Below are 19,791 nucleotides of genomic sequence, written 5' to 3'. Positions count from 1 at the left end.
AATCAAAGAGGATGGAACAGCAATGAAGACATTGACGCGACCTCTGAGAGCGCTGGTGGCTTCGGCTGCAGCGCTGGGGCCGGACAAGGACCTCGTTTTGTTTGACCAGTCCCGTTACGAGGACCCCGGCTTCCATCCGCTGCCGGTGGCGCCGGAACTCAAACAGCGGATGATCGCGGAATTCGAGAAGATCAAGGCCGGCTATTGAACTCCGAGATCGAACGAGCCGATGTGGTCGTCGTCGGCGCCGGCTTCACCGGCCTTTCGGCAGCGCTTGAGCTGAAGAAGGCCGGCGTCGATTTCGTGCTGCTCGAAGCCCGCCATCGCGTCGGCGGACGCGTCGAAGCCATGCCGAATGGCCTCGGCGAGCGGGTCGACAGCGGCGGTCAGTTCCTGTGCGAAGATATGCCGGAAGTGATGGCGCTGCTGCGGGCGCGCGGCAAGACATTGGTCGAGACGCATTTCGCCGGCGAATTCATCACCCAGCCGCGGATGAACGAGGCGCAAGCCAAGCACACGTACGGCACCGCGATGCAAATACGCGAGCGGATGAACGCGATCGCACCGAACGATCCGGCCATTGCCGGTTTGACCGTCGCCGCATGGCTCGATCGCCAGAACGATCCTGATGAAGCCAAGGCGGCCTTTCATTCGCTGATTGAGGGCCTTTGGTGCCTGGCAATGGAAAAGCTGCCGCTGTGGTACGTCATCGACAATGACCGCCGCATCATCAACGAAGTGTCGGAGCTGCAGTATTTCGTGCGCGAAACCATGCATTCGCTGGCAGATGATCTTGCGCGGGATCTTGGCGATCGACTGCGGCTGAACACAGCTGTCGAGGCCATTGAGCACGGGCCGGGAGGGGTTCGCGTCGTTTCGCCTGCCGGCGCGATCGAAGCACGAGCGGTACTGGTCGCCGTACCGCCGATGATGACCTCGAAAGTGGATTTCGTGCCGCCATTGCCGGCTGCGCTGGAGAGAGCTCTCGGCGTCTGGCAAAGCGGCGTGGTGATCAAATTGCTGGTGCGCTATCCCAAGGCTTTCTGGCGCGACAGGGGCTTGAGCGGCATGGTGATGTGGCGCGACCCGCACGGGCTTTTTGCTTGCGATGCCAGCAATGACGAGGCTCATCCAGCACTTGTCGTCTTCATCGGCGGGCCGCTGGCCCGGCGCTGGCGCGAACTGGGCGAGGCGGCACTGCGCGCCAAGGTGACGTCAAAACTGGAGGAAGCGCTCGGCGCCGAGGCGGCCGGCTTCTCCGATCTCAGCTATCGTGACTGGACGGACGATCGCTGGAGCGGTGGCGGCTACAGCGACCTTATCGTCGATGCGACGGCAACCTATGCCGAACGCATCATCCGCGCCGGCGCGCCGCCGATCCATTTCGCCTCGTCGGAGCTGTCGCCATCATTTCCGGGCTACGTCGAGGGCGCCATCGTCGCCGGCCGCATTGCTGCGCTAAAAATTATTCAGTCGGCCATCGCCATCAGAGCCTCAGGGTCATAAGCCAGGCGGATCGAGCTGCCGACCGGGATCGACGCGCATTGCCACGAGCTCAGCCTGCTGGTCAGGCCGCTGATCAACATGTGCGTAATGTTGCCCCCGCTGATCATCACGCGCGAGCAGATCGACGACATGGTGTCGATCTTGCGCGAAGGCATTTCGCGCACGATGGACGATCTGCGCCGGGAAGGTGTCTGGGAGGAATAGGCGTTTATCGGCGGCGGCCTTGTCGACGTCTTGCCTTTGCTGGCGGCGGCCCGTGGCTCCATATCGGGTTTCCTGGAGGCGAACTGCCGTCTTGAACTATGCGTGGTGTGCCCGCGTTCTGGCGGCCTTCTGCGCCGCCGCCTTCCTTCCGCTGGCGCCTTTCGTCTCGGCGGCTTTCTTTGCGGCTGCCGAGCGCTCCTCAGCCGTCCGGCGCGAGGCCGCACGCTTGGCCTGCTGCGCCAGCGCCTCGTGCGATGCCGTGCTCTTCGGCTCGTGCTCGAGCACCTTGGAGACGGCTTTCGAGATCCGCGGGCGGCGTTTCGGCTTGCGTTCGCCCTGGCCGGCCTCATAGGCGTATTCGGCGCTTTTGCGCGTGCTCTCCTTCACCTTGCCCTTTTTGGGCGGGGGCAGGTCTACGCCTGCGCGTCTTGCCTCGGAAAGCCCGATGGCGATGGCCTGCTGGGTCGAGCGCGCGCCGTGCTCACCGCGGCGGATCTTATCGATCTCCTCGTGCACGAACTCGCCGGCCTGCGTGCTCGGCGATTTGCCCTCGCGCTTGTCCTTTCGGGCCTTCTCGATGGTTTTCTTGTCCGGCATTGTCTTTCTCCCACATACGGGTTGCGACAGCCATTCTGGTTGCAGCTGCGCGCTGTCTTATGAGGATCATAACGCGTTGAGGACGCAAATGATCCCGGGACGGGTGATCCAAGCCCCAGCTGTCAGGACGTCGACGCCGATCTGTCCGAAATCAGATGGCGCAAGAACCATTGGGTAGCGAGATCCGCGACTTCGTCCAGGGCACCGGGCTCCTCGAACAGATGTGTCGCGCCAGGGACGATGGCGAGCTCCTTCTCGCTACGAAGCGCCGCCAGCGCCGAGCGGTTGAGCGCGATCACTTGCGTGTCCGCGCCTCCGACGACGAGCAAGGTCGGCGCCCGGACGCGCGGCAGGGCGAGCGCTGCAAGATCGGGCCGGCCACCACGCGAAACCACGGCGGCGCCGGCGCCCGTGCTCGCGCCGAAATAGCCAAGAAGCAACCCCGACGTGTCCGGCGAGGCGCCGAGCCAATCGGTGATGCCGACCAGCCGGTCGGCGAGCAGTCCGATATCGAATCGCAACTCGGCCGTGACCTGGTCGATCCGCTCCTCTTCGGCCGTCAACAGGTCGACGAGGAAGGTGGCGAGGTTCGCCTCGTTCAGCCTTCCCGCCACGTAGCGGTTGCGCGGGCTGTGGCGGCTGCTGCCGCTGCCATGGGCGAAGAGCACAAGGCCGCGAGCATCCGGGGGCAGCGAAAGATTGCCCTCAAGGGCGACAGGCCCCGCGGGAACATGCACGACGTGCTCGCTATTCCGGTCCATATCCAACTTCCGCTATTGCGATCTGGTGCCGTCCGCCGGACCCGCGCTCGCGTGCCCAGCCAACTCCTCGTCGGAAGCGGCAGGCTTGGGCACGGACCTGGCGAGCAGCGCACGGACCTCTTCATCGCTCGTCTGAGAGAAATCCACGTACCAGCGCCCGACACCGAGCAGCGGCTCCGGTGTCGTCGCGCAAACGACCTCGTCGGCGTCCGCCCGCATCGCGTCGCAAGTGTCGGGACTACCGACGGGAACGGCCGCGACAATATAGGCGGCGTGGTTTTTTCGCAGCGCCCTGATCCCGGCCCGCATGGTCGATCCGGTCGCAAGCCCGTCATCCACGAGGATAATGGTTCGTCCATTCAACTGCGGTGGGGGTCGCCCGTTCCTATAGAGGTGCTCGCGGCGCAGAAGCTCTTTTTCCTCTTTTGCGGCGACCGCGTCGATAACATGTGGCGGGATCGCGAGACCGTTGACGATTTCGTCGTTCAGGACACGTACGCCTGAGGGCGCGATCGCCCCCATGGCCAGTTCCTCGTGACCGGGGACGCCGAGCTTGCGCACGACGAAGACGTCGAGCGGTGCCTTGAGTGCCTGCGCGACCTCGTAGCCGACCGGCACGCCGCCTCGGGGCAGCGCCAATACGATCACGTCGTCGCGGCCGGCAAAGCGAACGAGCTCCCCGGCGAGTCGCTGCCCGGCCTCGCGGCGATCTGAAAAGATGATTGCCATGACCTTCAATCCGCGTGCATCTGTTTTTCCCGGTGGATGTTTTTTCACCAGCCTGCGGCCACATCCCGTGGGATGGCTGAGGCACCGGTACCACTTTGGAACTCGCTCGCTGCCCTGGACGTTCCAAGAATAGTTTCGATCGCGAGGTGCCGGCACCCGCACGCGTTAACGCGGATCGGGAAGATCGAAGATAGCGATCCATATCGTCCGGCGATTTCGCGATGCGCGGCAACAGGCGCGTCTGGCGACTTGTTGCCTCAGCAGTCAGGGAAGGAATATCCCATGCAAGTTCAGGAGATCATGAGCCGTCGGACCGAACTGGTCGGCCCGAACACGACAATCAGGGATGCCGCTCGGAAAATGCGGGCCGATAATCTCGGCGCCCTTCCGGTCGGCGAGAACGACAGGCTGGTCGGCATGGTGACGGACCGCGACATCGTGATGCGCGGCGTCGCCGAGGAGCGCTCAGCCGGCAACACGACCGTTCGCGAGGTCATGTCCGAGCATGTCTATTGGTGCTTCGACGACGCCGACATTACCGATGCGGCCAAGATCATGGCCAAGCATCAGGTGCGTCGCCTTCCGGTGATCAACCATGACAAGCGCCTCGTCGGCGTCATTGCCCTGGCCGACCTCGGGCGGACCGATGAGGAAGCCGCCAAGATCGCACTCGAAGGCGTTTCCGAGCCGACGGACGATCCCCGGCGCTAGACGCTCGCCTGAGCGGTTGCCGTGCTCGCCGTTCTCCCCTCCCTCGGGGGTGAACGCCGCTTGTCAGGCAGCATTCAGTTTGGCTATCGCGCTTTCACTTCTATGCGCCGTGTCTTGTCCTTTGCGGCGGGATTCTTCGGAAGCTCGACAGTCAAAACGCCGTTCCTGAAAGTGGCCTGCACTTTGTCGGCATCGATCTCCGCTTCCAGGGGGATCGTCCGCTGAAACCGGCCATAACTGCGTTCGCTGTAGGTTTGGCCGCGGTCGCTTTCCTTGTGCTCCGAACGCTTCTCGCCCGTAATGGAGAGGGTGTTCTCGCGCAGCTTAAGCTCAACATCCTTCTGCTCGAGCCCCGGCAATTCGGCGGTGACCTTATAGGCTTGGTCTGTTTCATGTACGTCGACGCTCGGCCAAAGATCGCCGGCCGTAGTCGCTTCGGCCATTGGCGCAAAGAAGTCGTCGAACAGGCGATCGATCTGCCGGTGGAATGACGTGAGTGGGTCTCGCGCGGACGGGTAGAGGCTGCGCGATGGCGTCCTGGGCGCCAAATCGTGATGTGCCATGGTTCTTCTCCTGTTTTCGTGTCTGCATCACTCGTCGCCATGCGATCGGCGGCAGCAAACAAAACTCGTCCACCCATGAGGATGTTCCGGGCGCCGGCCAAGAAAGGCGCTCGAAAAAACAGCGGCAAAAAGCCGGCCCGAATCCCCTTGCAACGGAACCTCCGACAATGAATGCGCACCAGGACATACGCATCGGGGAACAACGGGCAGGTACGGCTGTTTGGTCACAACAGCCTAGTCGGATTTGAACGGAAGGAGGATTTTCGATGAACGCCACCGGACTCGACGTATTCGACAAGACACTGCAGACCACGAACATCTGGCTCGACGAGATCATGGACGAGATCGGACCGGATCGGCAGGTCGCCTGGCACGTTCTCGGAGCGGTGCTGCACGCCCTGCGCGACCGTATGCAACCCGATCTTGCAGCCCACCTCGGCTCGCAGCTTCCGATCCTGGTGCGCGGCGCCTTCTATGACCAATACCAGCCTTCCAAAGCTCCCGAGAAGATGCGGTCGCTCGACGAGTTTCTGGCCAAGATCAAGGCGGAGCTGGAATTTACCCGTCCGGTCGATTCCAAAGATGCATTCAGGGTCGTGTCCAAGGTGCTCGCCCATCACGTCGGAGAAGGACAGATGCACAAGGTCTGGGAATCCCTGCCAGGAGAGATCAGACGCATCGCGGAAGCTCAGCAAGCGGCGTGAACGGCGCCAGCGCGGGTTTCTCGGTCGCAATCTCCCGGAGAAATAGCAATGCCACTCACCCTTATCAGCCCGGCGTTCCGGGCAGGCGGAAGAATTCCCGAAAAATATGCGCGTGACGGCCAGAACGTCTCGCCGCCGCTCAAATGGTCCGGTGTCCCGGATGGAACCAAGAGCCTTGTTCTTGTCGTGCGCGATCCCGATGCGCTAAGCGGGATTTTCGGGCACTGGGCGGTCTTCAATATCCCGCCGGATGCCGGCGGACTCGCCGAAGCCGAAGACGGCAAGCCCGGCCCGTCCGCACTCAGGCAAGGCACCAACGATTTCGGCAATGCCTATTACGATGGTCCGCAGCCGCCTGCAGGGCATGGCGTCCACCATTACCACTTCCTACTGGCCGCGCTCGATGTGCCGAGCCTCAGCGTACCGGGACAGGCGGGCGTGCATCAGGTCTGGAAGCAAGCCCAGAAACACGCGTTGGAGGAGACGGAGTTGGTCGGAACCTACGAACGGCCGGCGTGATGCGGGCCGCGCCGGTCGCCGCCTTCACAATGTAATCTGGGCAAGCGGTTTTCGGGCAGGGCCGTGGATGACCGAACCGTCGGCGGCGAAGATCGAGCCGTGGCAGGGACAATCCCAGGTGTGGTCCGCATTGTTCCAGGTCACGGTGCAGCCCTTGTGGGTGCACGTCGCCGAAACCGCCTGGAGTGCGCCTTCGGTGTCTCTCCACGCCGCAATCTTTTCGTCTCCCCTGACGATCACGCCACCCATGCCGGGCGCAATGTCATGGGTGCTCGAGACGATCGATTGACTGCGGCCGTTCTTGTGGAAGTCCTCGGGATAGGGCCGGGCCGGATCGTAGAGTTTTTGCCATGGGCTCGGGCGGCCGCAGATCAGGTCGGCGATCATCGTGCCCACGGCCGTCCCGTTGGTGATGCCCCAGGCGTTGAAGCCCGTGGCAATGTGGAAGCCGGCGGCCTTGGCGGGATCGGGTTCGCCGGCATATGGGATCCTGTCGGCCGTATCATAATCCTCGTTGCACCAGCGCCACGCGACGTCGCCGACCGGAAGGTTCTTTTTTGCCCATTTTTCCAGTTCGACAAACCGCTTCGCCACGTCGCCATCCCCGCCGGTGTTGAATTTGGGGCCGAGCGTGACCAGCAGCGGTCCTTCGGCATCACGGCCTGTGCGAATGGAATGCGTCGGGTCGTCGATGCCGATGAACATGCCGTCGACAGCGAGGGGATCATCGATCCGAAAGGCCATCACGGTGTGGCAGCGCGGTTGCGTCCGGTTCGCCATGCCGACGGGGCTCTTCACCGTCATGTTGGTGGCGACGACAACGTGACCGGCATCAACGGCGCCGCCATCGGTGACGAGGCGCCAGCGGCTTGCCTCGTCGATCGAGGTGGCGCGGCTGTTTTCGAAGATCCGACCGCCACGGGCCGTCACCGCTTCCGCCAGGCCAACCAGATACATCGCCGGATTGAACTGCGCCTGGTCGGGGAACCGTAATGCCGCGGCCGTTTCGAAAGGCAGCGGTGCGCGTTCGAGAACCTCGGCCTCCAGCCCGACCTGACGCGCGGCCTCCGCCTCGGCCGCGACCTTCGCGCGCCGGCCATCATCGCAGGTGTAGGTATAGGCGTCCTTGCTCTCGAAATCGCAGACGATGGCGCAGTTGTCGACCCAATCGCGGATTTGTCGGGCGCCGGCGGAATTCGCATCGGCGTAGACTTGGGCCAACTCCCGGCCGACAGTGCCGATGAGATGGCGATAGATCAGCGCATGCTGCGTGGTGATCTTGGCCGTCGAGCGGCCGGTCACCTGGCCACCTATGCGCAGGCCTTCGAGGACGACCACCGACCGGCCCGCCTCACAAAGGCGAAGCGCCGTCGTCAGCCCGACAATTCCAGCCCCCACGACAACGGCGTCCGCACGGATCGAACCTTCCAGCTGGGGATAGTTCGTGGATCTGGCTGCCGCCACCCAACAGCTTCCCGGTTTTCCCAAGAGAATGGCCATTTCAACCGCGCCCCTTGCGTCTCGATTTACTTCCATCGACAACCGCGCCGGCAGGGGAACGTTCCCGAGCTTGGTCGCTTTCAATCGATCTCTCGCCCCTCCGGGTCAGAAAAGCACCGGAAAGATGCGAGGTGCAGGCCATCACCCAGGTGATCGCCTCGCGGTCGTATTCGTCGCCGGAGCGCCAGTTCTCGAAGAAGGCGTTCAGCCTATCGACACGCCCCGGCCACATACCGGCAGCCTGCAGGCCGAGCGACACGCCGTAATTGGTGAAGGCGAACTTGGTATCGCGCAGCCATGGCGCGCGGCTGAAATAGCCGGGCGGGTCGACCCACATCGTTTCCAGGGTTCGCTGCGAACGCCTCGTCTGCGCCCCGGCCCACGGCTCGGCGGGAAAGAAATGGGCGAGCCACAGCATCATGCCGAGGCCGAGGTCCTGCTCGATGTCGAGGGTGCGCCAATCGCGCTCCATCAGGTTACGCATCTGCGCGATCTCGGGCGCCAGTGCGTCCTCATCGAGCATCCGGTAAGAGACGTAGCCGTCATAGGCGTCCATGCTGCCGAGGCCGTAGCCGGGGTAAGGACCGCTCAGATCCTCCTGCATCTTCCAGATCACGCCGCGGCCGGGGACCAAAAAGGCCGGGTGAATGTTCCGCGCTAGCGCAATGCCGCGCTTGCGGTATTCCGGCTTCAGATCGCCGAGACGCGCCAAGGCGAACAGCCACATCGCCAGATAGTGGAAGTACTGGCCGTCGCGATCGGCCGCTTCGCCGATCCTCAGTCCGCGCCGGCGGCCGAGCACACGCTCGACATCGGCCACCAGCCGCTCGGCCGCGTCCAGCCAGCGCGCTTCGCCAGTTTCCGCGAAAAGCGAGACGTAGAGCACGACCCCGAATGCATCGGTCCACAGATACCGCAAGCCGTTGGGCCAGATGCCTTCGGCGCGCATCCAGTCGAGTTTTTGCAGGACGTAGTCGACGTCACGCAGCATCGCGGCAAGTCCCGAATCCACGGCAGACTTTGCCGATTTTCGGTTCCATGCGATTGCGAGCATGCGGCATATCTGCCTCCCCTCCGGTTGACCTGGCCAGATATCGCGAAACGATCTGATCGGCGGCAGGTTCCTTGGCCGCGTCCAACGGCGCGACCCGGGAACCCTCCGCCTGATCATGAGTTTGCGAATTGGCCTGGCTGGTACCGGGACCACACGCCCCGAACTCGTGCCCGGACTGGCCGGGAATCCGGCGACAGTGCACTTTTGCGGCTGCAGCGATGCAGCGTCAGGCAACTCATTGAAAAGCATGGTGATCCCGACAGGAATCGAACCTGTGACCTACAGATTAGGAATCTGCCGCTCTATCCTACTGAGCTACGGGACCATCGCGCCCGACACATAACCGCTTCGGACCGTTTCGCCAAGAGGCAGCTAGGCCGCTCGCTTGGGTTCGACCGCGAATGGGCTCAGGCCCAGCCACGTCTGCATTTTGCGGGCGATATTCTGGTCGCCCGTCAAGATCACTTTCGGGCCGGCCTTCTCGACGGTGATCAGCCCCATCCAGATTTCGGTCATCGTGTGCAGGTCGGTCGAGACGTAGAGATCGACATCGAAGCCTGGATCGTACCAGCAGAGGTCGACCTCGCCGTGCTTCTCGACGATCAGCCACCACGACCGTTTGGAGGCGGGAAGCTCCTGGTATAGAAATTGTATCACGGTGCGGCCGTCGGGCAGCGGCGACGCGTTGAGGTTGCGCCGCATGTCCCACATCAGCAGCGATGGATCGAGGTTCTTCAGCGACAGCCGCGACTCGACCCATTTCTGCCCCCAAAAGCCCATCGCCTCGACGACGGAACGCAGATCCCTGCCTGCCTCGGTCATCCGGTATTCGAAGATGCCTTTCTCGCCGCGCACCTCCTTGCGCTCGACGATCCCGGCCAGCTCGAGCTCCTTGAGGCGTTGCGACAGAAGGGTCGGCGACATTTTGGGGACGCCGCGGCGCAGATCGTTGAAACGGGTCGAGCCCGCCACCAATTCGCGAAGCAGAACCATGGTCCAGCGGGTGCACAGCACCTCCGCGGCCATCGATAACGGGCAGAACTGTTTGTATCCGGACTGGGTCACGATGTTGCCTTCCCCTCAAACTCAGCCGGGACCATAGGCCTTTCCCGGCGGCGCGGCGAGTACAGAAACTGTACCGGCCCGGTGTGGTGGATTTGAAGTTCCTGCGTTCTGGGTGGCATCAGCGTCAGGAACTTCAAATCCAAAACCACACTGGAAATCCAGGCATTTGCTGGTGTTGCATTCGAATCCGAAATTCGCTCGCTGCGTTGCTCCAAAGTGAATGCGAATTTCGGATTCGTCACACCAGTACAGATCGCGGACTGGCTGGCGCCGGCCTTGCCATGCGACCCCTCTGCCGCTGCACGGGATACCCCTGTGCACGACAGGAGACATGACCCATGACCGCTTACGTTATCGCAGACATCAAGGTGAGGGACCCGAAGTGGATGCCGGCCTATGCCGCGTCGGTCCACGACCTCGTACACAAGCACGGCGGCAGATATCTGTCGCGCAGCGGCAATGTGAAGACGCTCGAAGGCAAGCCGCTCGACACGACGCTGATTGCCTTGATGGCGTTCCCGACCGAGGCCGCGGCGCGCGCCTTCACCGACGATCCTGCCTACGCACCCTTCGTTTCGGCCCGTCAGGGCGGCAGCGACAGCCGTTTCCAGCTGATCGACAACTCCGATCTGGCCGGAACCATCCCGTATTTGCCGAAGGGATGATCTTCCTCTGCATTCGTCGCATCGGGACAGGGATCTCCCAGCAACAACAGCCACAGCGCCCACCTGCCGGGCCTCCTTACTTCCGGCGGCCGGCCGGGCTGTGCTTTTCAAGAAGAATGGAACGACTATGACAATCAACTTTCGCAACAAGTTCCTCGCTGCCGCGGCGCTGCTGTCGGCCTGCACTGCGCTGGCGCAGGCGCATCAGGCAGCGCCCGCGTCCGGTCCCAATCCGCTGGCCGACAAGGTACGCGCGGCCAACAGCCGCTTCGAGAATGTGGCGGCGGCGACTGCCGAGGGCTATGCGCCGATTCCTTGCGCCAGCGGCATCACCGGCGGCGCCATGGGCATCCACTACGTCAATCCCGGCTACCTCAAGGATGACGCGGTCGATGTCGCCAAGCCTGAAGCCGTCATGTACGAGCCGCTGGCTGACGGCACGCTAAAACTAATCGCGGTCGAATACATCACCTCGAAAGGCCCGGCCTCGCTCGATGGGCATCTGTTCAACTTCAACAGCGCGCCCAATCGCTACGGCCTCGGCCCGTTCTACGAGCTGCATGTCTGGGCCTGGAAAGGCAACCCGACCGGCGCGTTCGCGGACATGAACCCGAACGTGTCGTGCGAACCGACGACTGCTGCCAGCCAGTAAGCAGCCGAGCCAGGCGGCGCCCGTTGCCGCCTGGCCGCGCTGAATTGCGGGGCAGCCGGCAACGGGCGCAAAGACGGCTCAGATAGCGGAACTTTCGGGATGCCGGCGCGCTTTAGTGTCCCGAAGGAGAGACCGCATGAGCGCCACCAAAGAGTTCTTTGAAACCTGGCTGCAGGAGAATGTCGGCAATCTGCCCGCCGAGAGCGAGGTGAGCGTCGCCGTCCTGGCGCAGCAATTCGAGCAGGATGCCGATGCTGCCGGCTATGGCCACGAGGTTCGCGAAGACGAACTCGGCAATATCCAGGAGGCGATCGAGGCAGCCCTGAAGAAGGCGAGGACAGGCGAAGAACCGCAGCCCGCCGACGACAATGAGCTGGCGCCGGTTATGGAGGCACTGGAGGTCGAGGATCCGAAGAGCGGGCCGTAGCGGTTGCGGCTCTTCCCTTCCACGCTACATGACCGGGCATAATGGATGCCAAACACCTCACACTCGGCGTCGTGATCGGCGTGGCTATCGGCGTCGTGTTGGACAACATTGTTGCGGGCATTGGCATAGGTATTGCTCTGGGCATTGCCTTCGGCCTTGCCCGGAAGTCGTCCGGCCGGAAGTGACCAGCAGAACATGTCCTGCCGGGCCGCTCAGAGGTGCGGCGGTCGCGGCACCGCCGTGCCAAATGCTACGCCGCCAGCGCCGTCTCCGCCAACTTCACCCAATAGCTCATGCCGTGCGGGATGACCTCGTCGTTGAAATCGTAGGCCGGGTTGTGCAGGCCGGCGGTATCGCCATTGCCGATGAAGATGAAGGCGCCCGGCCGCGCTTCCAGCATGTAGGAGAAATCCTCGCCGCCCATCACCGGCTGGATCGCGCGGTGCACATGGCTGTCGCCGGCGACGTCGGCCGCGATGTCGCTGGCAAAGACCGTCTCTTCCGGATGGTTGAAGGTGACGGGATAGTTGGCATTGTAGTCGACCTCGATCGTCGCACCGAAGGCAGCGCCCAGGCCTTGGCAAAGCGCGCGGATGCGCTCTTCGGCCTTCTTGGCAACCTCCTTCTTCAGCGTGCGTACGGTGCCGGCGATCTCGGCGGTCTCGGGAATGACGTTATAGGCGTCGCCGGCGTGGAATTTCGTCACCGAGACGACCACCGCCTCGACCGGATCGGTGCTGCGCGAGGCGATCGTCTGCAATGCGCCGACCAGCTGGCTGGTGATGACGATCGGATCGATGGTGCCGTGCGGCATCGCCGCGTGGCCACCCCGGCCCTTGACGGTGATGGTGAATTCGGCGGTCGCCGCCATGATCGGGCCCGGCCTGATGGCGAACTGGCCGACCGGCAGGCCCGGCATGTTGTGCATGCCGAAAACCTTGGAGATGCCGAAGCGCTCCATCATGCCGTCCTTGACCATCTCGTTGCCGCCGCCGCCGCCCTCTTCGGCCGGCTGGAAGATGACCGCGACGGAGCCGGCGAAATTGCGCGTTTCGGCGAGGTATTTGGCGGCACCCAACAGCATCGCGGTGTGGCCGTCATGGCCGCAGGCGTGCATCTTGCCGGGGACGGTCGAGGCATAGGATTTGCCGGTGATCTCGTTGAGCGGCAGGGCATCCATGTCGGCGCGCAGGCCGATGGTCGAGCCTTCGCCGTGGCGGCCGCGGATGATGCCGACGACGCCGGTCTTGCCCAGACCCGTCACGATATCGTCGCAGCCGAAAGCCTTCAGCTTCTCGGTGACGAAGGCGGCGGTCTTGAAGACGTCGAAATTCAGCTCCGGCGTCTGGTGCAAATGGCGGCGCCAGCCGGCCACCTCGTCCTGCATTTCGGCGGCTCGGTTCAGGATCGGCATGATGGTTCCATTTCGCTGTTGGAGCAGGCGGTCTTGGCCTGCTGCTTTGCAATTGTGCCTGCTGCCTTGCAACCATGCACGCAGCTTTGCATTGTGCTGCTGCTTCCACATTGTGATCGGCAGCACTTTGCCATGTTGACGTCACATAGAGTAAATAGCACCGCGACTGTGGTCCGGGAACAGAGGGCCGGACCATTATCCTGGCGATCGTGTAACGAAATCTTACGGAGCCAGGTGCGACTGCGGCAAGAGGCTATTTCGGTTTTTATGATGCGCTACAGGCATTTCCTCAAACTGTTGGTGGCGGGCGCGGTGGCGCTTCCGGCGCTGGCCGGGCCTGCCTTGGCCAATCCGACCATCCTGTTCGACCTGAACAGCGGCAAGATCCTGCAGCACCAGGACGCATTCAGGCGCTGGTACCCGGCATCGCTGACCAAGCTGATGACCGCCTATGTGGCGTTTCGTGCGATTGCCGCGGGTGAGGTCCAGCTCGATTCGCCGATCAAGGTGACGAAACATTCGGCCGGCGAGCCGCCGAGCAAGATGGGCTTCAAGCCGGGCTCGGTGATGCGGCTGGACAACGCGCTGAAGATGATGCTGGTCAAATCGGCCAACGATATCGCCATGGCGGTCGGCGAGAATATCGGCGGCTCGCAAGCGGCTTTCGCCGAACGCATGAATGCCGAGGCGCAGAGGCTCGGCATGAGCGGGTCGCATTTCGTCAATCCGAACGGGCTCTATTCGCCGGACCAGTATACGACAGCGCGCGATCTCGCTTTGCTGGTGATGGCGATCCGCAAGGAATTTCCGCAATATGCTCCCTGGTTCTCGATCGAAGGCCTCGCCGTCGGCAAGAAGGCAATCTCCAACTACAACCTCCTGATCGGCCGCTATCCGGGTGCCGACGGCATGAAGACGGGCTTCGTCTGCTCGTCCGGTTTCAACATGATCGGCTCGGCGACCCGCAACGGCCGCACCGTGGTCGCCGTAGTGCTCGGCGAACGATCGGCAATTACCCGCGCCGAGACGGCGGCAAAACTGCTCGACCAGGGCTTTGCAACGCCGGCGCCGAGCGAGCTGACGGTCGCGGCGCTGCCTGTCTATGGCGACACCATGTCGGCCAACGACATGAATGACGAAATCTGCAAGAAGAAGCCGGTCGCGGAGCAGTCGGAAGCAGCACCGGCCGTCGGCGACAAGGGCAAGGACCTGCCGAAATCGCCCTATAAGGAAAAGCTCGACCATGTGCCGACGCTGATCGCGGTCGGCCTCGGCGGCGCCACGGGACCGACGCCGAAGGCGATGCTCGACGCCTCCGGGCAGGAATATGCCGACGTGCCGCTACCGACATGGCGGCCGGACCGGGCGCCGCCGGCCGGCGCCGAGCCTGTTGTGGCGGGATCCGCCACTGCCGCGCAGGTCCAGCAGCCGGCCAAGGTGCTGAACTAGCCGCATGGCCGGCTTCCCGATCCCCGTTTCGGTGCTCACCGGCTTTCTCGGCGCCGGCAAGACGACGCTGCTCAACCGGCTGCTCCGGGATCCGGCGCTCGCCGACACCGCGGTCATCATCAACGAGTTCGGCGAGGTGGCGATCGATCATCTTCTGGTCGAGCAGGCCTCCGACGGCATCATCCAGCTCTCCGACGGCTGCCTCTGCTGCACGGTGCGCGGCGAGTTGGTCGACACGCTGGCCGACCTCGTCGACCGGCTGCAGACCGGCCGCATCGACCGGCTTGCCCGCGTCGTCGTCGAGACTACCGGGCTCGCCGATCCCGCCCCCGTGCTGCAGTCGATCATGGCGCATCCGGCCCTGGTCCAGGCCTTCCGGCTCGACGGCGTCATCACCCTGGTCGATGCGGTCAACGGCAATGCGACGCTCGATGCCCATGTCGAGGCGGTGAAGCAGGTGGCGGTCGCCGATCGCATCGTGCTCAGCAAGGCCAACTTGGCCACGGATGCAGACGAGGTTGAGGCGTTGCGGGCACGGCTCAGTCAGCTCAACCCGGGCGCCGTGGTGCTCGACACGAGCCAGGCAAGCGCCGCGACCCTGTTCGATTGCGGCCTCTACAATCCGGCCACCAAATCGGTCGATGTGCAGCGTTGGCTCGGCGAAGAAGCCGGCCACGACCATGACCATAGCGGGCATGACCACAGCGGGCATGATGACGACGGGCATGACGGTGGCGACCACCATCACCATGGTCATGGTCATAGGCATGATTCCCGCGTGCGTTCGTATTCGCTGGTCCATGACGGGCCGGTGCCGTTTTCGGCAATCGAGATGTTCCTCGATCTGCTGCGCTCGGCGCATGGCGAGCGCCTGTTGCGGATGAAGGGCGTCATCGAGCTTGCAGAAGACCCGTCGCGGCCGCTGGTTATCCATGGCGTGCAGAAGATCCTGCATCCACCGGTGCAACTGCCGGCCTGGCCGGACAGCCAGCGCGGCACCAGGCTGGTGCTGGTCACGCTCGACATGCCGGAAGACTATGTCCGCCGGCTGTTCGCCGCCTTCACCAACCGGCCGTCGATCGACACGCCGGACCGCGCAGCACTGGAAAGCAACCCGCTGGCTATTGCCAGGCGTGGGTGAAGCTGCCGATCTCCCCCCTCGAGGGGGAGATGGCCGGCAGGCCAGAGGGGGTCGGCCCGACCGGACGCGGCCTCCTGCGGCAGATCAAGGTTGGCGCTTTACGCGAGGCGACCCCCTCTGTCGCCTTCGGCGACATCTCCCCCGCGAGGGGGGAGATTATCCCGCTCAGCCGCGCTCGACCAGGAAGCGGTGGCCGCCCGATATCGCCGTCGTCTCGATCAGCCGATGGCCGGTCTCGGCGCAGAAGGCGGGAATGTCTATGACGGCGAGCGGGTCGGTGGTTTCGAGCCACAGCCGGCTGCCCGGCGGCATTGCGGCCAGGCGCTTTTTTGCCTTGAGCACGGGCAACGGGCAGTTCAAGCCTTTGAGGTCGTAGACGGCGGCGCGGCTGGAAGGCCTGTTTTCTTGGCCCCCATCTTCCTGTCCAAGCATGAAACTCAGCCGCCAAACATGCCGAGCAGCTTTTTCTTCAATCTTGTCGCCGTGCTTTCGGCGTCCGCAGCCTGCGTTTCGACTGCTGGGGCCTCAGATGGCGCTACGGTGGCGGTGGCGACAGGCATCTCTGCGGCGGTCTTGGCAGCTTCCTTTTCGGCGAGCGCCTGGGCCTTGGCAGCTTCCTTCTCGGCCAGGGCTTGCGCCTTGGCTGCCTCTTTCGCGGCCTTGGCCGCTTCTATGGCGGCAAGCCTTTGTTCCTCGGCCTTCTGCTTGGCAGCCTTTTCGGCGTCGAGCGCCGCCATCTTGCGGCCGGCCGGCGAATCGACGCGGCCCATACGCGCCGTTTCGGTCACCGTGCCGTCCGGGTTGAGCGACGGCGGCTCGATCGGCACGCGTTCGCCGCGGGCACGCCGTTTCGACCAGTCGGAAACGATGCTGGCTTCCTTGATCCCGGCGATGGTCGGCTTGGGCGCCGGCACGCTGGCCTTGACGGCGCCGTTGAAGGCCGCCTCATAGGTACTTTGATAAGCGTTGATGGCGCTCTTCAGCGAATCGGGCTGGGTGGTTGCAGGGCAAGGGCCGGTCGGATTGAAGGTCGAGCCGTCGGCCGCAACCTGGTTGAAGACGTAGCGCTTCTCGCAGACGTCGATTTTCGGCGGCACCTTGGTGACCTCGAAATTGTCGTAGCCGACCTTCAGCATCTTCCAGAATTCGTAGTTCGGGTCGTTGCGATAGCGCGCCATGTTGGCTGCAGTCATGCGGAACGGAAAAGCCTGGATCTGGAACTCGGTCTGGCCGCCCTGGAAGGCGTCGCGGCCGAAGGCGTAGATCTGCTCGATCTGCGCGTCGGTCATCGAATAGCAGCCAGACGACGAGCAGGCGCCATGGACCATCAGGTTGGAACCGGTGCGCCCATTGGCGCGGTCATAGGCGTTCGGGTAGCCGATGTTGAAGGACAGGTGGTAATTCGACCGCGGGTTCATCTGTGCCGGGCGGACCGTGTAAAAGCCTTCCGGCGCCTGGCGGTCGCCTTCGGTGAACTTCGGCCCGAGCTTACCCGACCATTTGCAGATGTCATAGCTGGCGACCAAGTCGTAGCGGCCGTTGGTCTTGGCCTTCCAGATTTCGAGCTTGCCTTCTTCCTTGAAGATGCGGGCCATCACCGAGGAGGTGCGGACCATGCCCTTGGCTTTCATCTCGGCCAGGATCTTGTCCGGCAGCGGCTTGTTGGCTTGCGGCGCAAAATCCTTCATCGAAGCGTCATTGCAGCCGGCGACGCCGATCGCAGCGATCAGAACTCCGGTGCGGGCAAGCTTGGCAAACATGGATATGGCTATCGTCTTCATCTTTGCGCCGCGGATGCCGCGGCTGCTAAACTGACCACTGACGGACCCTAAGCCCGTTAACCTTGAAAATTCCTTACCGCAATCATGCTGGCGCGTCCCCTTACGGCAAGCCCACTGAGCCGAATGCAGCGGCATTTTTGTGGCGAAACTGGTTCACGCCGCCACATTTCGGGCCGCGTGCCTGCCGGTTGTTACAGATTGCGGCCCATCGCCAGGTATTTCTCGCGGCGATGCTCGCGGAAGTCGGTGTTGGCGCCGGAGAATTCCTTCATCGTCCTGGCGATGAGGTCGCCGGTGGCGGCGATCACCGTTTCGGGGGCGCGATGGGCACCGCCGAGCGGCTCGGCAACGATGGCGTCGATGATCTTCAGCTCCAGCAGGTCCTGCGCCGTGATCTTCATGTTGGTCGCAGCATCCCTGGACCGCGTGGTATCGCGCCACAGGATCGAGGCGGCGCCCTCCGGCGAGATCACCGAATAGATGGCGTGTTCGAGCATGTAGACGCGGTTGGCGGTGGCGATCGCTATGGCGCCGCCCGAGCCGCCTTCGCCGATCACCACCGAGATCGACGGCACCTTCAGGCCAAGGCAGGCCGAAGTCGAGCGGGCGATGGCTTCCGCCTGGCCGCGCTCTTCGGCGTTGACGCCCGGATAGGCGCCGGCAGTGTCGACCAGCGTCAGCAGCGGGATCTGGAAGCGGTCGGCGAGTTCCATCAGCCGCACCGCCTTGCGATAGCCCTCCGGCCGCACCGAGCCGAAATTATGCTTCAGCCGGCTTGCCGTATCGGAACCCTTCTCCTGGCCGATGATCGCCACCGGCTCGCCACGGAAGCGGGCGAAGCCGCCGACGATCGCCTGGTCCTCGCCGAAATTGCGGTCGCCGGCGAGCGGCGTGAAATCGGTAAGCAGGCCCTTGATGTAGTCGATGCAATGCGGCCTGTCCGGATGGCGCGCCACCTGCACCTTCTGCCACGGCGTCAGCGCCTTGTAGGCGTCGCGCAGCGCATCGCGCGAGCGCTTCTCGAGACGGGCGATCTCATCGCCGACATCGACCGCCTCGCCGTTCTCGGCAAGCTTCTTCAGCTCGAGGATCTTGCCTTCGAGATCCTGCACAGGCTTTTCGAAATCGAGGTAATTGTACATTCTTGGGCGGACCGGCAAGTCGGAAGGCAATGACTGACGCAAGCCTGAAAATGCAGGCTGGGCGCGGTGGAACGTCGTTCTCACATAGCGACATGACGCCTAGTCGGCAAGCGGATGATGATCGTTGACCAGACGCACCAGCCGCTCCTCCAGCACATGCGTGTAGATCTGCGTTGTTGAAATATCGGCATGGCCGAGCAACTGCTGCACGGCCCTGAGATCGGCGCCGTTCTGCAGCAGATGGCTGGCGAAGGCATGGCGCAGCACATGCGGAGATATCTTCGCCGTGGCAATGCCGGCTCGCGCGGCAAGCCCTTTCAGCTCGCGGGCAAATACCTGTCTCGAGAGATAGCCGCTGTCGGAGGCAGCCGGAAACAGGAACGGGCTGTCGGCAAAAGCCGGCACCGCTGCCCGTGCGGCAAGCCAGGTCCGCATCGCTGTGCGGGCCTTGGCCGATAGCGGCACCATGCGCTCCTTGTTGCCCTTGCCGCGCACCATGAAGAAGCGGTCGTCGCGCTGCGCCACCGTCACGGGAAGGGCGACCAGCTCCGAAACCCGCAGTCCGGTGGCGTAGAGCACCTCGACCAGCGCGTGCAGGCGCAGCGCCGCCAGGCTGTCGCCGTCGTTGAGCGAGGGGTCCATCGCGTCTTGCGCGGCCCGGTCGAGCAGCCGGCCGGTATCGGTCTCGCTCATCGTCTTCGGCAGCGGCCGGCCCTTCTTCGGACTGTCCAGCGTGCCGGTCGGATCGTCACCGCGCAGGCCCTCGGCGTAGAGGAACTTGAAGAACTGCCGGATCGCCGACAATTTGCGCGCCTGCGAGGTGGCGGCAAAGCCACGCGCGGCGATGTCGTCGAGATAGGCGCGGATGTCAGCGCTGGTGGCAGCGGCAAGCCCGCCGCCGATCCCGGCGGAAGCGTCCTCGAGGTCGCGGCGATAAGAGGAAAGCGTGTTTTCGGCAGCGCCGCGCTCGGCGCTCATCATCTCCAGGAAAGCTTCGATGCGGGCGGCGCTGTTCATTTTTTGGGATTGAGCTTTTCCGGAGGGATATGCACGCTCATTTCCGCCTTTCTCGGCTCGACGAACATGACCAGGGCGAACATCGCGCCATAGACAATGCCGGCCAGAATCGCGAGCGTCACGACAAAGCGAAACAGTGTTGGCATTAATTTTCGCCCGTCGTCTTATTCTGCATTTCCAACCCTGTGTC

24 protein-coding genes, 1 tRNA gene and 1 pseudogene are annotated in these 19,791 nt (G+C 63.5%); 12 read left to right on the top strand and 14 right to left on the bottom strand.

Going from position 1 to position 19,791, the window contains the following annotated elements; all coding sequences use genetic code 11:
- The first annotated feature begins 22 nt into the window (after positions 1–22).
- The 3 genes and pseudogenes from AC0L2X_RS16045 to AC0L2X_RS16035 form a co-directional block, all read left to right on the top strand.
- Positions 23–208: a hypothetical protein gene (locus AC0L2X_RS16045; protein WP_352489363.1), complete on the top strand. Its 186-nt coding sequence runs from the start codon at positions 23–25 to the stop codon at positions 206–208.
- Positions 205–1,506 (top strand): flavin monoamine oxidase family protein, encoded by a 1,302-nt coding sequence (locus AC0L2X_RS16040; RefSeq protein ID WP_473600009.1) that lies wholly within the window; start codon positions 205–207, stop codon positions 1,504–1,506. Before AC0L2X_RS16045 ends, AC0L2X_RS16040 begins: the two co-directional genes overlap by 4 nt.
- Positions 1,507–1,533: 27 nt before the next feature.
- A pseudogene (locus AC0L2X_RS16035) lies at positions 1,534–1,710 on the top strand (aspartate aminotransferase family protein); the annotation flags it as partial.
- Positions 1,711–1,806: 96 nt separating this feature from the next.
- Here AC0L2X_RS16035 and AC0L2X_RS16030 read toward each other — a convergent pair.
- The 3 genes from AC0L2X_RS16030 to AC0L2X_RS16020 all read right to left on the bottom strand — a co-directional run bounded on the left by AC0L2X_RS16030 (position 1,807) and on the right by AC0L2X_RS16020 (position 3,797).
- Positions 1,807–2,307: a DUF6496 domain-containing protein gene (locus tag AC0L2X_RS16030; RefSeq protein WP_352489365.1), complete on the bottom strand. Its 501-nt coding sequence runs from the start codon at positions 2,305–2,307 to the stop codon at positions 1,807–1,809.
- A 122-nt stretch (positions 2,308–2,429) separates the two neighbouring features.
- A complete protein-coding gene (locus AC0L2X_RS16025; RefSeq protein ID WP_473600047.1) occupies positions 2,430–3,068 on the bottom strand; it encodes a dienelactone hydrolase family protein in 639 nt (212 codons plus the stop codon).
- A gap of 12 nt (positions 3,069–3,080) precedes the next feature.
- Positions 3,081–3,797 carry a phosphoribosyltransferase gene (locus AC0L2X_RS16020; protein ID WP_473600008.1) on the bottom strand — a complete coding sequence of 239 codons (717 nt, stop codon included), beginning with the start codon at positions 3,795–3,797 and terminating at the stop codon, positions 3,081–3,083.
- Positions 3,798–4,079: 282 nt separating this feature from the next.
- On the opposite strand from AC0L2X_RS16020, the gene AC0L2X_RS16015 reads away from it, so the two are divergent.
- Positions 4,080–4,508 (top strand): CBS domain-containing protein, encoded by a 429-nt coding sequence (locus AC0L2X_RS16015; protein ID WP_473600007.1) that lies wholly within the window; start codon positions 4,080–4,082, stop codon positions 4,506–4,508.
- Between the two features lie 83 nt (positions 4,509–4,591).
- Here AC0L2X_RS16015 and AC0L2X_RS16010 read toward each other — a convergent pair whose 3' ends face one another.
- Positions 4,592–5,071 (bottom strand): Hsp20/alpha crystallin family protein, encoded by a 480-nt coding sequence (locus AC0L2X_RS16010; protein WP_473600006.1) that lies wholly within the window; start codon positions 5,069–5,071, stop codon positions 4,592–4,594.
- 266 nt (positions 5,072–5,337) lie between these two features.
- Here AC0L2X_RS16010 and AC0L2X_RS16005 point away from each other — a divergent pair, with 266 nt between their 5' ends.
- Complete coding sequence (locus AC0L2X_RS16005; protein ID WP_352489370.1) at positions 5,338–5,775, top strand: DUF2267 domain-containing protein; 438 nt, start codon at positions 5,338–5,340, stop codon at positions 5,773–5,775.
- Positions 5,776–5,823: 48 nt separating this feature from the next.
- On the top strand, positions 5,824–6,294 hold the full coding sequence (locus tag AC0L2X_RS16000) for a YbhB/YbcL family Raf kinase inhibitor-like protein (protein ID WP_473600005.1): 471 nt from the start codon (positions 5,824–5,826) through the stop codon (positions 6,292–6,294).
- Positions 6,295–6,318: 24 nt separating this feature from the next.
- On the opposite strand, the gene AC0L2X_RS15995 is transcribed toward AC0L2X_RS16000, so the two are convergent.
- The 4 genes from AC0L2X_RS15995 to AC0L2X_RS15980 form a co-directional block, all read right to left on the bottom strand.
- Complete coding sequence (locus AC0L2X_RS15995; protein WP_473600004.1) at positions 6,319–7,794, bottom strand: FAD-dependent oxidoreductase; 1,476 nt, start codon at positions 7,792–7,794, stop codon at positions 6,319–6,321.
- Position 7,795: 1 nt separating this feature from the next.
- Entirely contained in the window at positions 7,796–8,848 is a 1,053-nt protein-coding gene (locus AC0L2X_RS15990) for a hypothetical protein (protein ID WP_473600003.1), read from the bottom strand.
- A gap of 248 nt (positions 8,849–9,096) precedes the next feature.
- A tRNA-Arg gene (locus AC0L2X_RS15985) sits at positions 9,097–9,173 on the bottom strand.
- A 47-nt stretch (positions 9,174–9,220) separates the two neighbouring features.
- The gene (locus AC0L2X_RS15980) at positions 9,221–9,913 is read right to left on the bottom strand and encodes a winged helix-turn-helix transcriptional regulator (RefSeq protein WP_352710048.1); all 693 of its coding nucleotides are present in this window, start codon (positions 9,911–9,913) and stop codon (positions 9,221–9,223) included.
- A 338-nt stretch (positions 9,914–10,251) separates the two neighbouring features.
- Here AC0L2X_RS15980 and AC0L2X_RS15975 point away from each other — a divergent pair, with 338 nt between their 5' ends.
- From AC0L2X_RS15975 to AC0L2X_RS15960, 4 genes are all read left to right on the top strand, one after another.
- The gene (locus AC0L2X_RS15975; RefSeq protein ID WP_023677873.1) at positions 10,252–10,578 is read left to right on the top strand and encodes a DUF1330 domain-containing protein; all 327 of its coding nucleotides are present in this window, start codon (positions 10,252–10,254) and stop codon (positions 10,576–10,578) included.
- Positions 10,579–10,705: 127 nt separating this feature from the next.
- Positions 10,706–11,230 carry a hypothetical protein gene (locus tag AC0L2X_RS15970; RefSeq protein ID WP_473600002.1) on the top strand — a complete coding sequence of 175 codons (525 nt, stop codon included), beginning with the start codon at positions 10,706–10,708 and terminating at the stop codon, positions 11,228–11,230.
- Between the two features lie 136 nt (positions 11,231–11,366).
- Positions 11,367–11,657 carry a hypothetical protein gene (locus tag AC0L2X_RS15965; protein WP_352468681.1) on the top strand — a complete coding sequence of 97 codons (291 nt, stop codon included), beginning with the start codon at positions 11,367–11,369 and terminating at the stop codon, positions 11,655–11,657.
- A gap of 41 nt (positions 11,658–11,698) precedes the next feature.
- Positions 11,699–11,842, top strand: a complete 144-nt coding sequence (locus AC0L2X_RS15960) for a glycine zipper domain-containing protein (RefSeq protein ID WP_198023575.1) — start codon at positions 11,699–11,701, stop codon at positions 11,840–11,842.
- 65 nt (positions 11,843–11,907) lie between these two features.
- Here the strand turns inward: AC0L2X_RS15960 and AC0L2X_RS15955 are convergent, their stop codons facing one another.
- Complete coding sequence (locus tag AC0L2X_RS15955; protein ID WP_352451192.1) at positions 11,908–13,071, bottom strand: M20 aminoacylase family protein; 1,164 nt, start codon at positions 13,069–13,071, stop codon at positions 11,908–11,910.
- A gap of 270 nt (positions 13,072–13,341) precedes the next feature.
- Here AC0L2X_RS15955 and AC0L2X_RS15950 point away from each other — a divergent pair, with 270 nt between their 5' ends.
- Both AC0L2X_RS15950 and AC0L2X_RS15945 read left to right on the top strand, forming a co-directional pair.
- Positions 13,342–14,520, top strand: a complete 1,179-nt coding sequence (locus tag AC0L2X_RS15950; protein WP_473600046.1) for a D-alanyl-D-alanine carboxypeptidase family protein — start codon at positions 13,342–13,344, stop codon at positions 14,518–14,520.
- A 4-nt stretch (positions 14,521–14,524) separates the two neighbouring features.
- Complete coding sequence (locus AC0L2X_RS15945; protein WP_473600001.1) at positions 14,525–15,661, top strand: CobW family GTP-binding protein; 1,137 nt, start codon at positions 14,525–14,527, stop codon at positions 15,659–15,661.
- A gap of 165 nt (positions 15,662–15,826) precedes the next feature.
- Here AC0L2X_RS15945 and AC0L2X_RS15940 read toward each other — a convergent pair whose 3' ends face one another.
- The 5 genes from AC0L2X_RS15940 to AC0L2X_RS15920 form a co-directional block, all read right to left on the bottom strand.
- A complete protein-coding gene (locus AC0L2X_RS15940) occupies positions 15,827–16,093 on the bottom strand; it encodes a sulfurtransferase TusA family protein (protein ID WP_473600000.1) in 267 nt (88 codons plus the stop codon).
- Between the two features lie 5 nt (positions 16,094–16,098).
- Positions 16,099–17,421, bottom strand: coding sequence for a L,D-transpeptidase family protein (locus tag AC0L2X_RS15935; RefSeq protein ID WP_473600045.1), 1,323 nt, complete (start codon positions 17,419–17,421; stop codon positions 16,099–16,101).
- 212 nt (positions 17,422–17,633) lie between these two features.
- Positions 17,634–18,584 carry an acetyl-CoA carboxylase carboxyltransferase subunit alpha gene (locus tag AC0L2X_RS15930; RefSeq protein WP_023721141.1) on the bottom strand — a complete coding sequence of 317 codons (951 nt, stop codon included), beginning with the start codon at positions 18,582–18,584 and terminating at the stop codon, positions 17,634–17,636.
- 99 nt (positions 18,585–18,683) lie between these two features.
- Positions 18,684–19,601, bottom strand: coding sequence for a site-specific tyrosine recombinase XerD (locus AC0L2X_RS15925; protein WP_473599999.1), 918 nt, complete (start codon positions 19,599–19,601; stop codon positions 18,684–18,686).
- Positions 19,598–19,747, bottom strand: coding sequence for a histidine kinase (locus AC0L2X_RS15920; protein ID WP_473599998.1), 150 nt, complete (start codon positions 19,745–19,747; stop codon positions 19,598–19,600). Before AC0L2X_RS15920 ends, AC0L2X_RS15925 begins: the two co-directional genes overlap by 4 nt.
- Positions 19,748–19,791: the final 44 nt, after the last annotated feature.

It is taken from the genome of Mesorhizobium sp. WSM4828 (genome assembly GCF_055811175.1).
This window is presented reverse-complemented; position numbering and strand designations above follow the sequence as displayed.

Coding starts and splice junctions, on each gene's coding strand:
- AC0L2X_RS15925 (WP_473599999.1), bottom strand. CDS start 19,601: ATGAACAGCGCCGCCCGCATCGAAGCTTTCCTGGAGATGATGAGCGCC.
- AC0L2X_RS16010 (WP_473600006.1), bottom strand. CDS start 5,071: ATGGCACATCACGATTTGGCGCCCAGGACGCCATCGCGCAGCCTCTAC.
- AC0L2X_RS16005 (WP_352489370.1), top strand. CDS start 5,338: ATGAACGCCACCGGACTCGACGTATTCGACAAGACACTGCAGACCACG.
- AC0L2X_RS15965 (WP_352468681.1), top strand. CDS start 11,367: ATGAGCGCCACCAAAGAGTTCTTTGAAACCTGGCTGCAGGAGAATGTC.
- AC0L2X_RS15975 (WP_023677873.1), top strand. CDS start 10,252: ATGACCGCTTACGTTATCGCAGACATCAAGGTGAGGGACCCGAAGTGG.
- AC0L2X_RS16015 (WP_473600007.1), top strand. CDS start 4,080: ATGCAAGTTCAGGAGATCATGAGCCGTCGGACCGAACTGGTCGGCCCG.
- AC0L2X_RS15930 (WP_023721141.1), bottom strand. CDS start 18,584: ATGTACAATTACCTCGATTTCGAAAAGCCTGTGCAGGATCTCGAAGGC.
- AC0L2X_RS15950 (WP_473600046.1), top strand. CDS start 13,342: ATGCGCTACAGGCATTTCCTCAAACTGTTGGTGGCGGGCGCGGTGGCG.
- AC0L2X_RS15990 (WP_473600003.1), bottom strand. CDS start 8,848: ATGCTCGCAATCGCATGGAACCGAAAATCGGCAAAGTCTGCCGTGGAT.
- AC0L2X_RS16025 (WP_473600047.1), bottom strand. CDS start 3,068: ATGGACCGGAATAGCGAGCACGTCGTGCATGTTCCCGCGGGGCCTGTC.
- AC0L2X_RS15940 (WP_473600000.1), bottom strand. CDS start 16,093: ATGCTTGGACAGGAAGATGGGGGCCAAGAAAACAGGCCTTCCAGCCGC.
- AC0L2X_RS16020 (WP_473600008.1), bottom strand. CDS start 3,797: ATGGCAATCATCTTTTCAGATCGCCGCGAGGCCGGGCAGCGACTCGCC.
- AC0L2X_RS15935 (WP_473600045.1), bottom strand. CDS start 17,421: ATGTTTGCCAAGCTTGCCCGCACCGGAGTTCTGATCGCTGCGATCGGC.
- AC0L2X_RS16045 (WP_352489363.1), top strand. CDS start 23: ATGAAGACATTGACGCGACCTCTGAGAGCGCTGGTGGCTTCGGCTGCA.
- AC0L2X_RS15955 (WP_352451192.1), bottom strand. CDS start 13,071: ATGCCGATCCTGAACCGAGCCGCCGAAATGCAGGACGAGGTGGCCGGC.
- AC0L2X_RS15970 (WP_473600002.1), top strand. CDS start 10,706: ATGACAATCAACTTTCGCAACAAGTTCCTCGCTGCCGCGGCGCTGCTG.
- AC0L2X_RS15945 (WP_473600001.1), top strand. CDS start 14,525: ATGGCCGGCTTCCCGATCCCCGTTTCGGTGCTCACCGGCTTTCTCGGC.
- AC0L2X_RS15920 (WP_473599998.1), bottom strand. CDS start 19,747: ATGCCAACACTGTTTCGCTTTGTCGTGACGCTCGCGATTCTGGCCGGC.
- AC0L2X_RS15995 (WP_473600004.1), bottom strand. CDS start 7,794: ATGGCCATTCTCTTGGGAAAACCGGGAAGCTGTTGGGTGGCGGCAGCC.
- AC0L2X_RS15960 (WP_198023575.1), top strand. CDS start 11,699: ATGGATGCCAAACACCTCACACTCGGCGTCGTGATCGGCGTGGCTATC.
- AC0L2X_RS16000 (WP_473600005.1), top strand. CDS start 5,824: ATGCCACTCACCCTTATCAGCCCGGCGTTCCGGGCAGGCGGAAGAATT.
- AC0L2X_RS16030 (WP_352489365.1), bottom strand. CDS start 2,307: ATGCCGGACAAGAAAACCATCGAGAAGGCCCGAAAGGACAAGCGCGAG.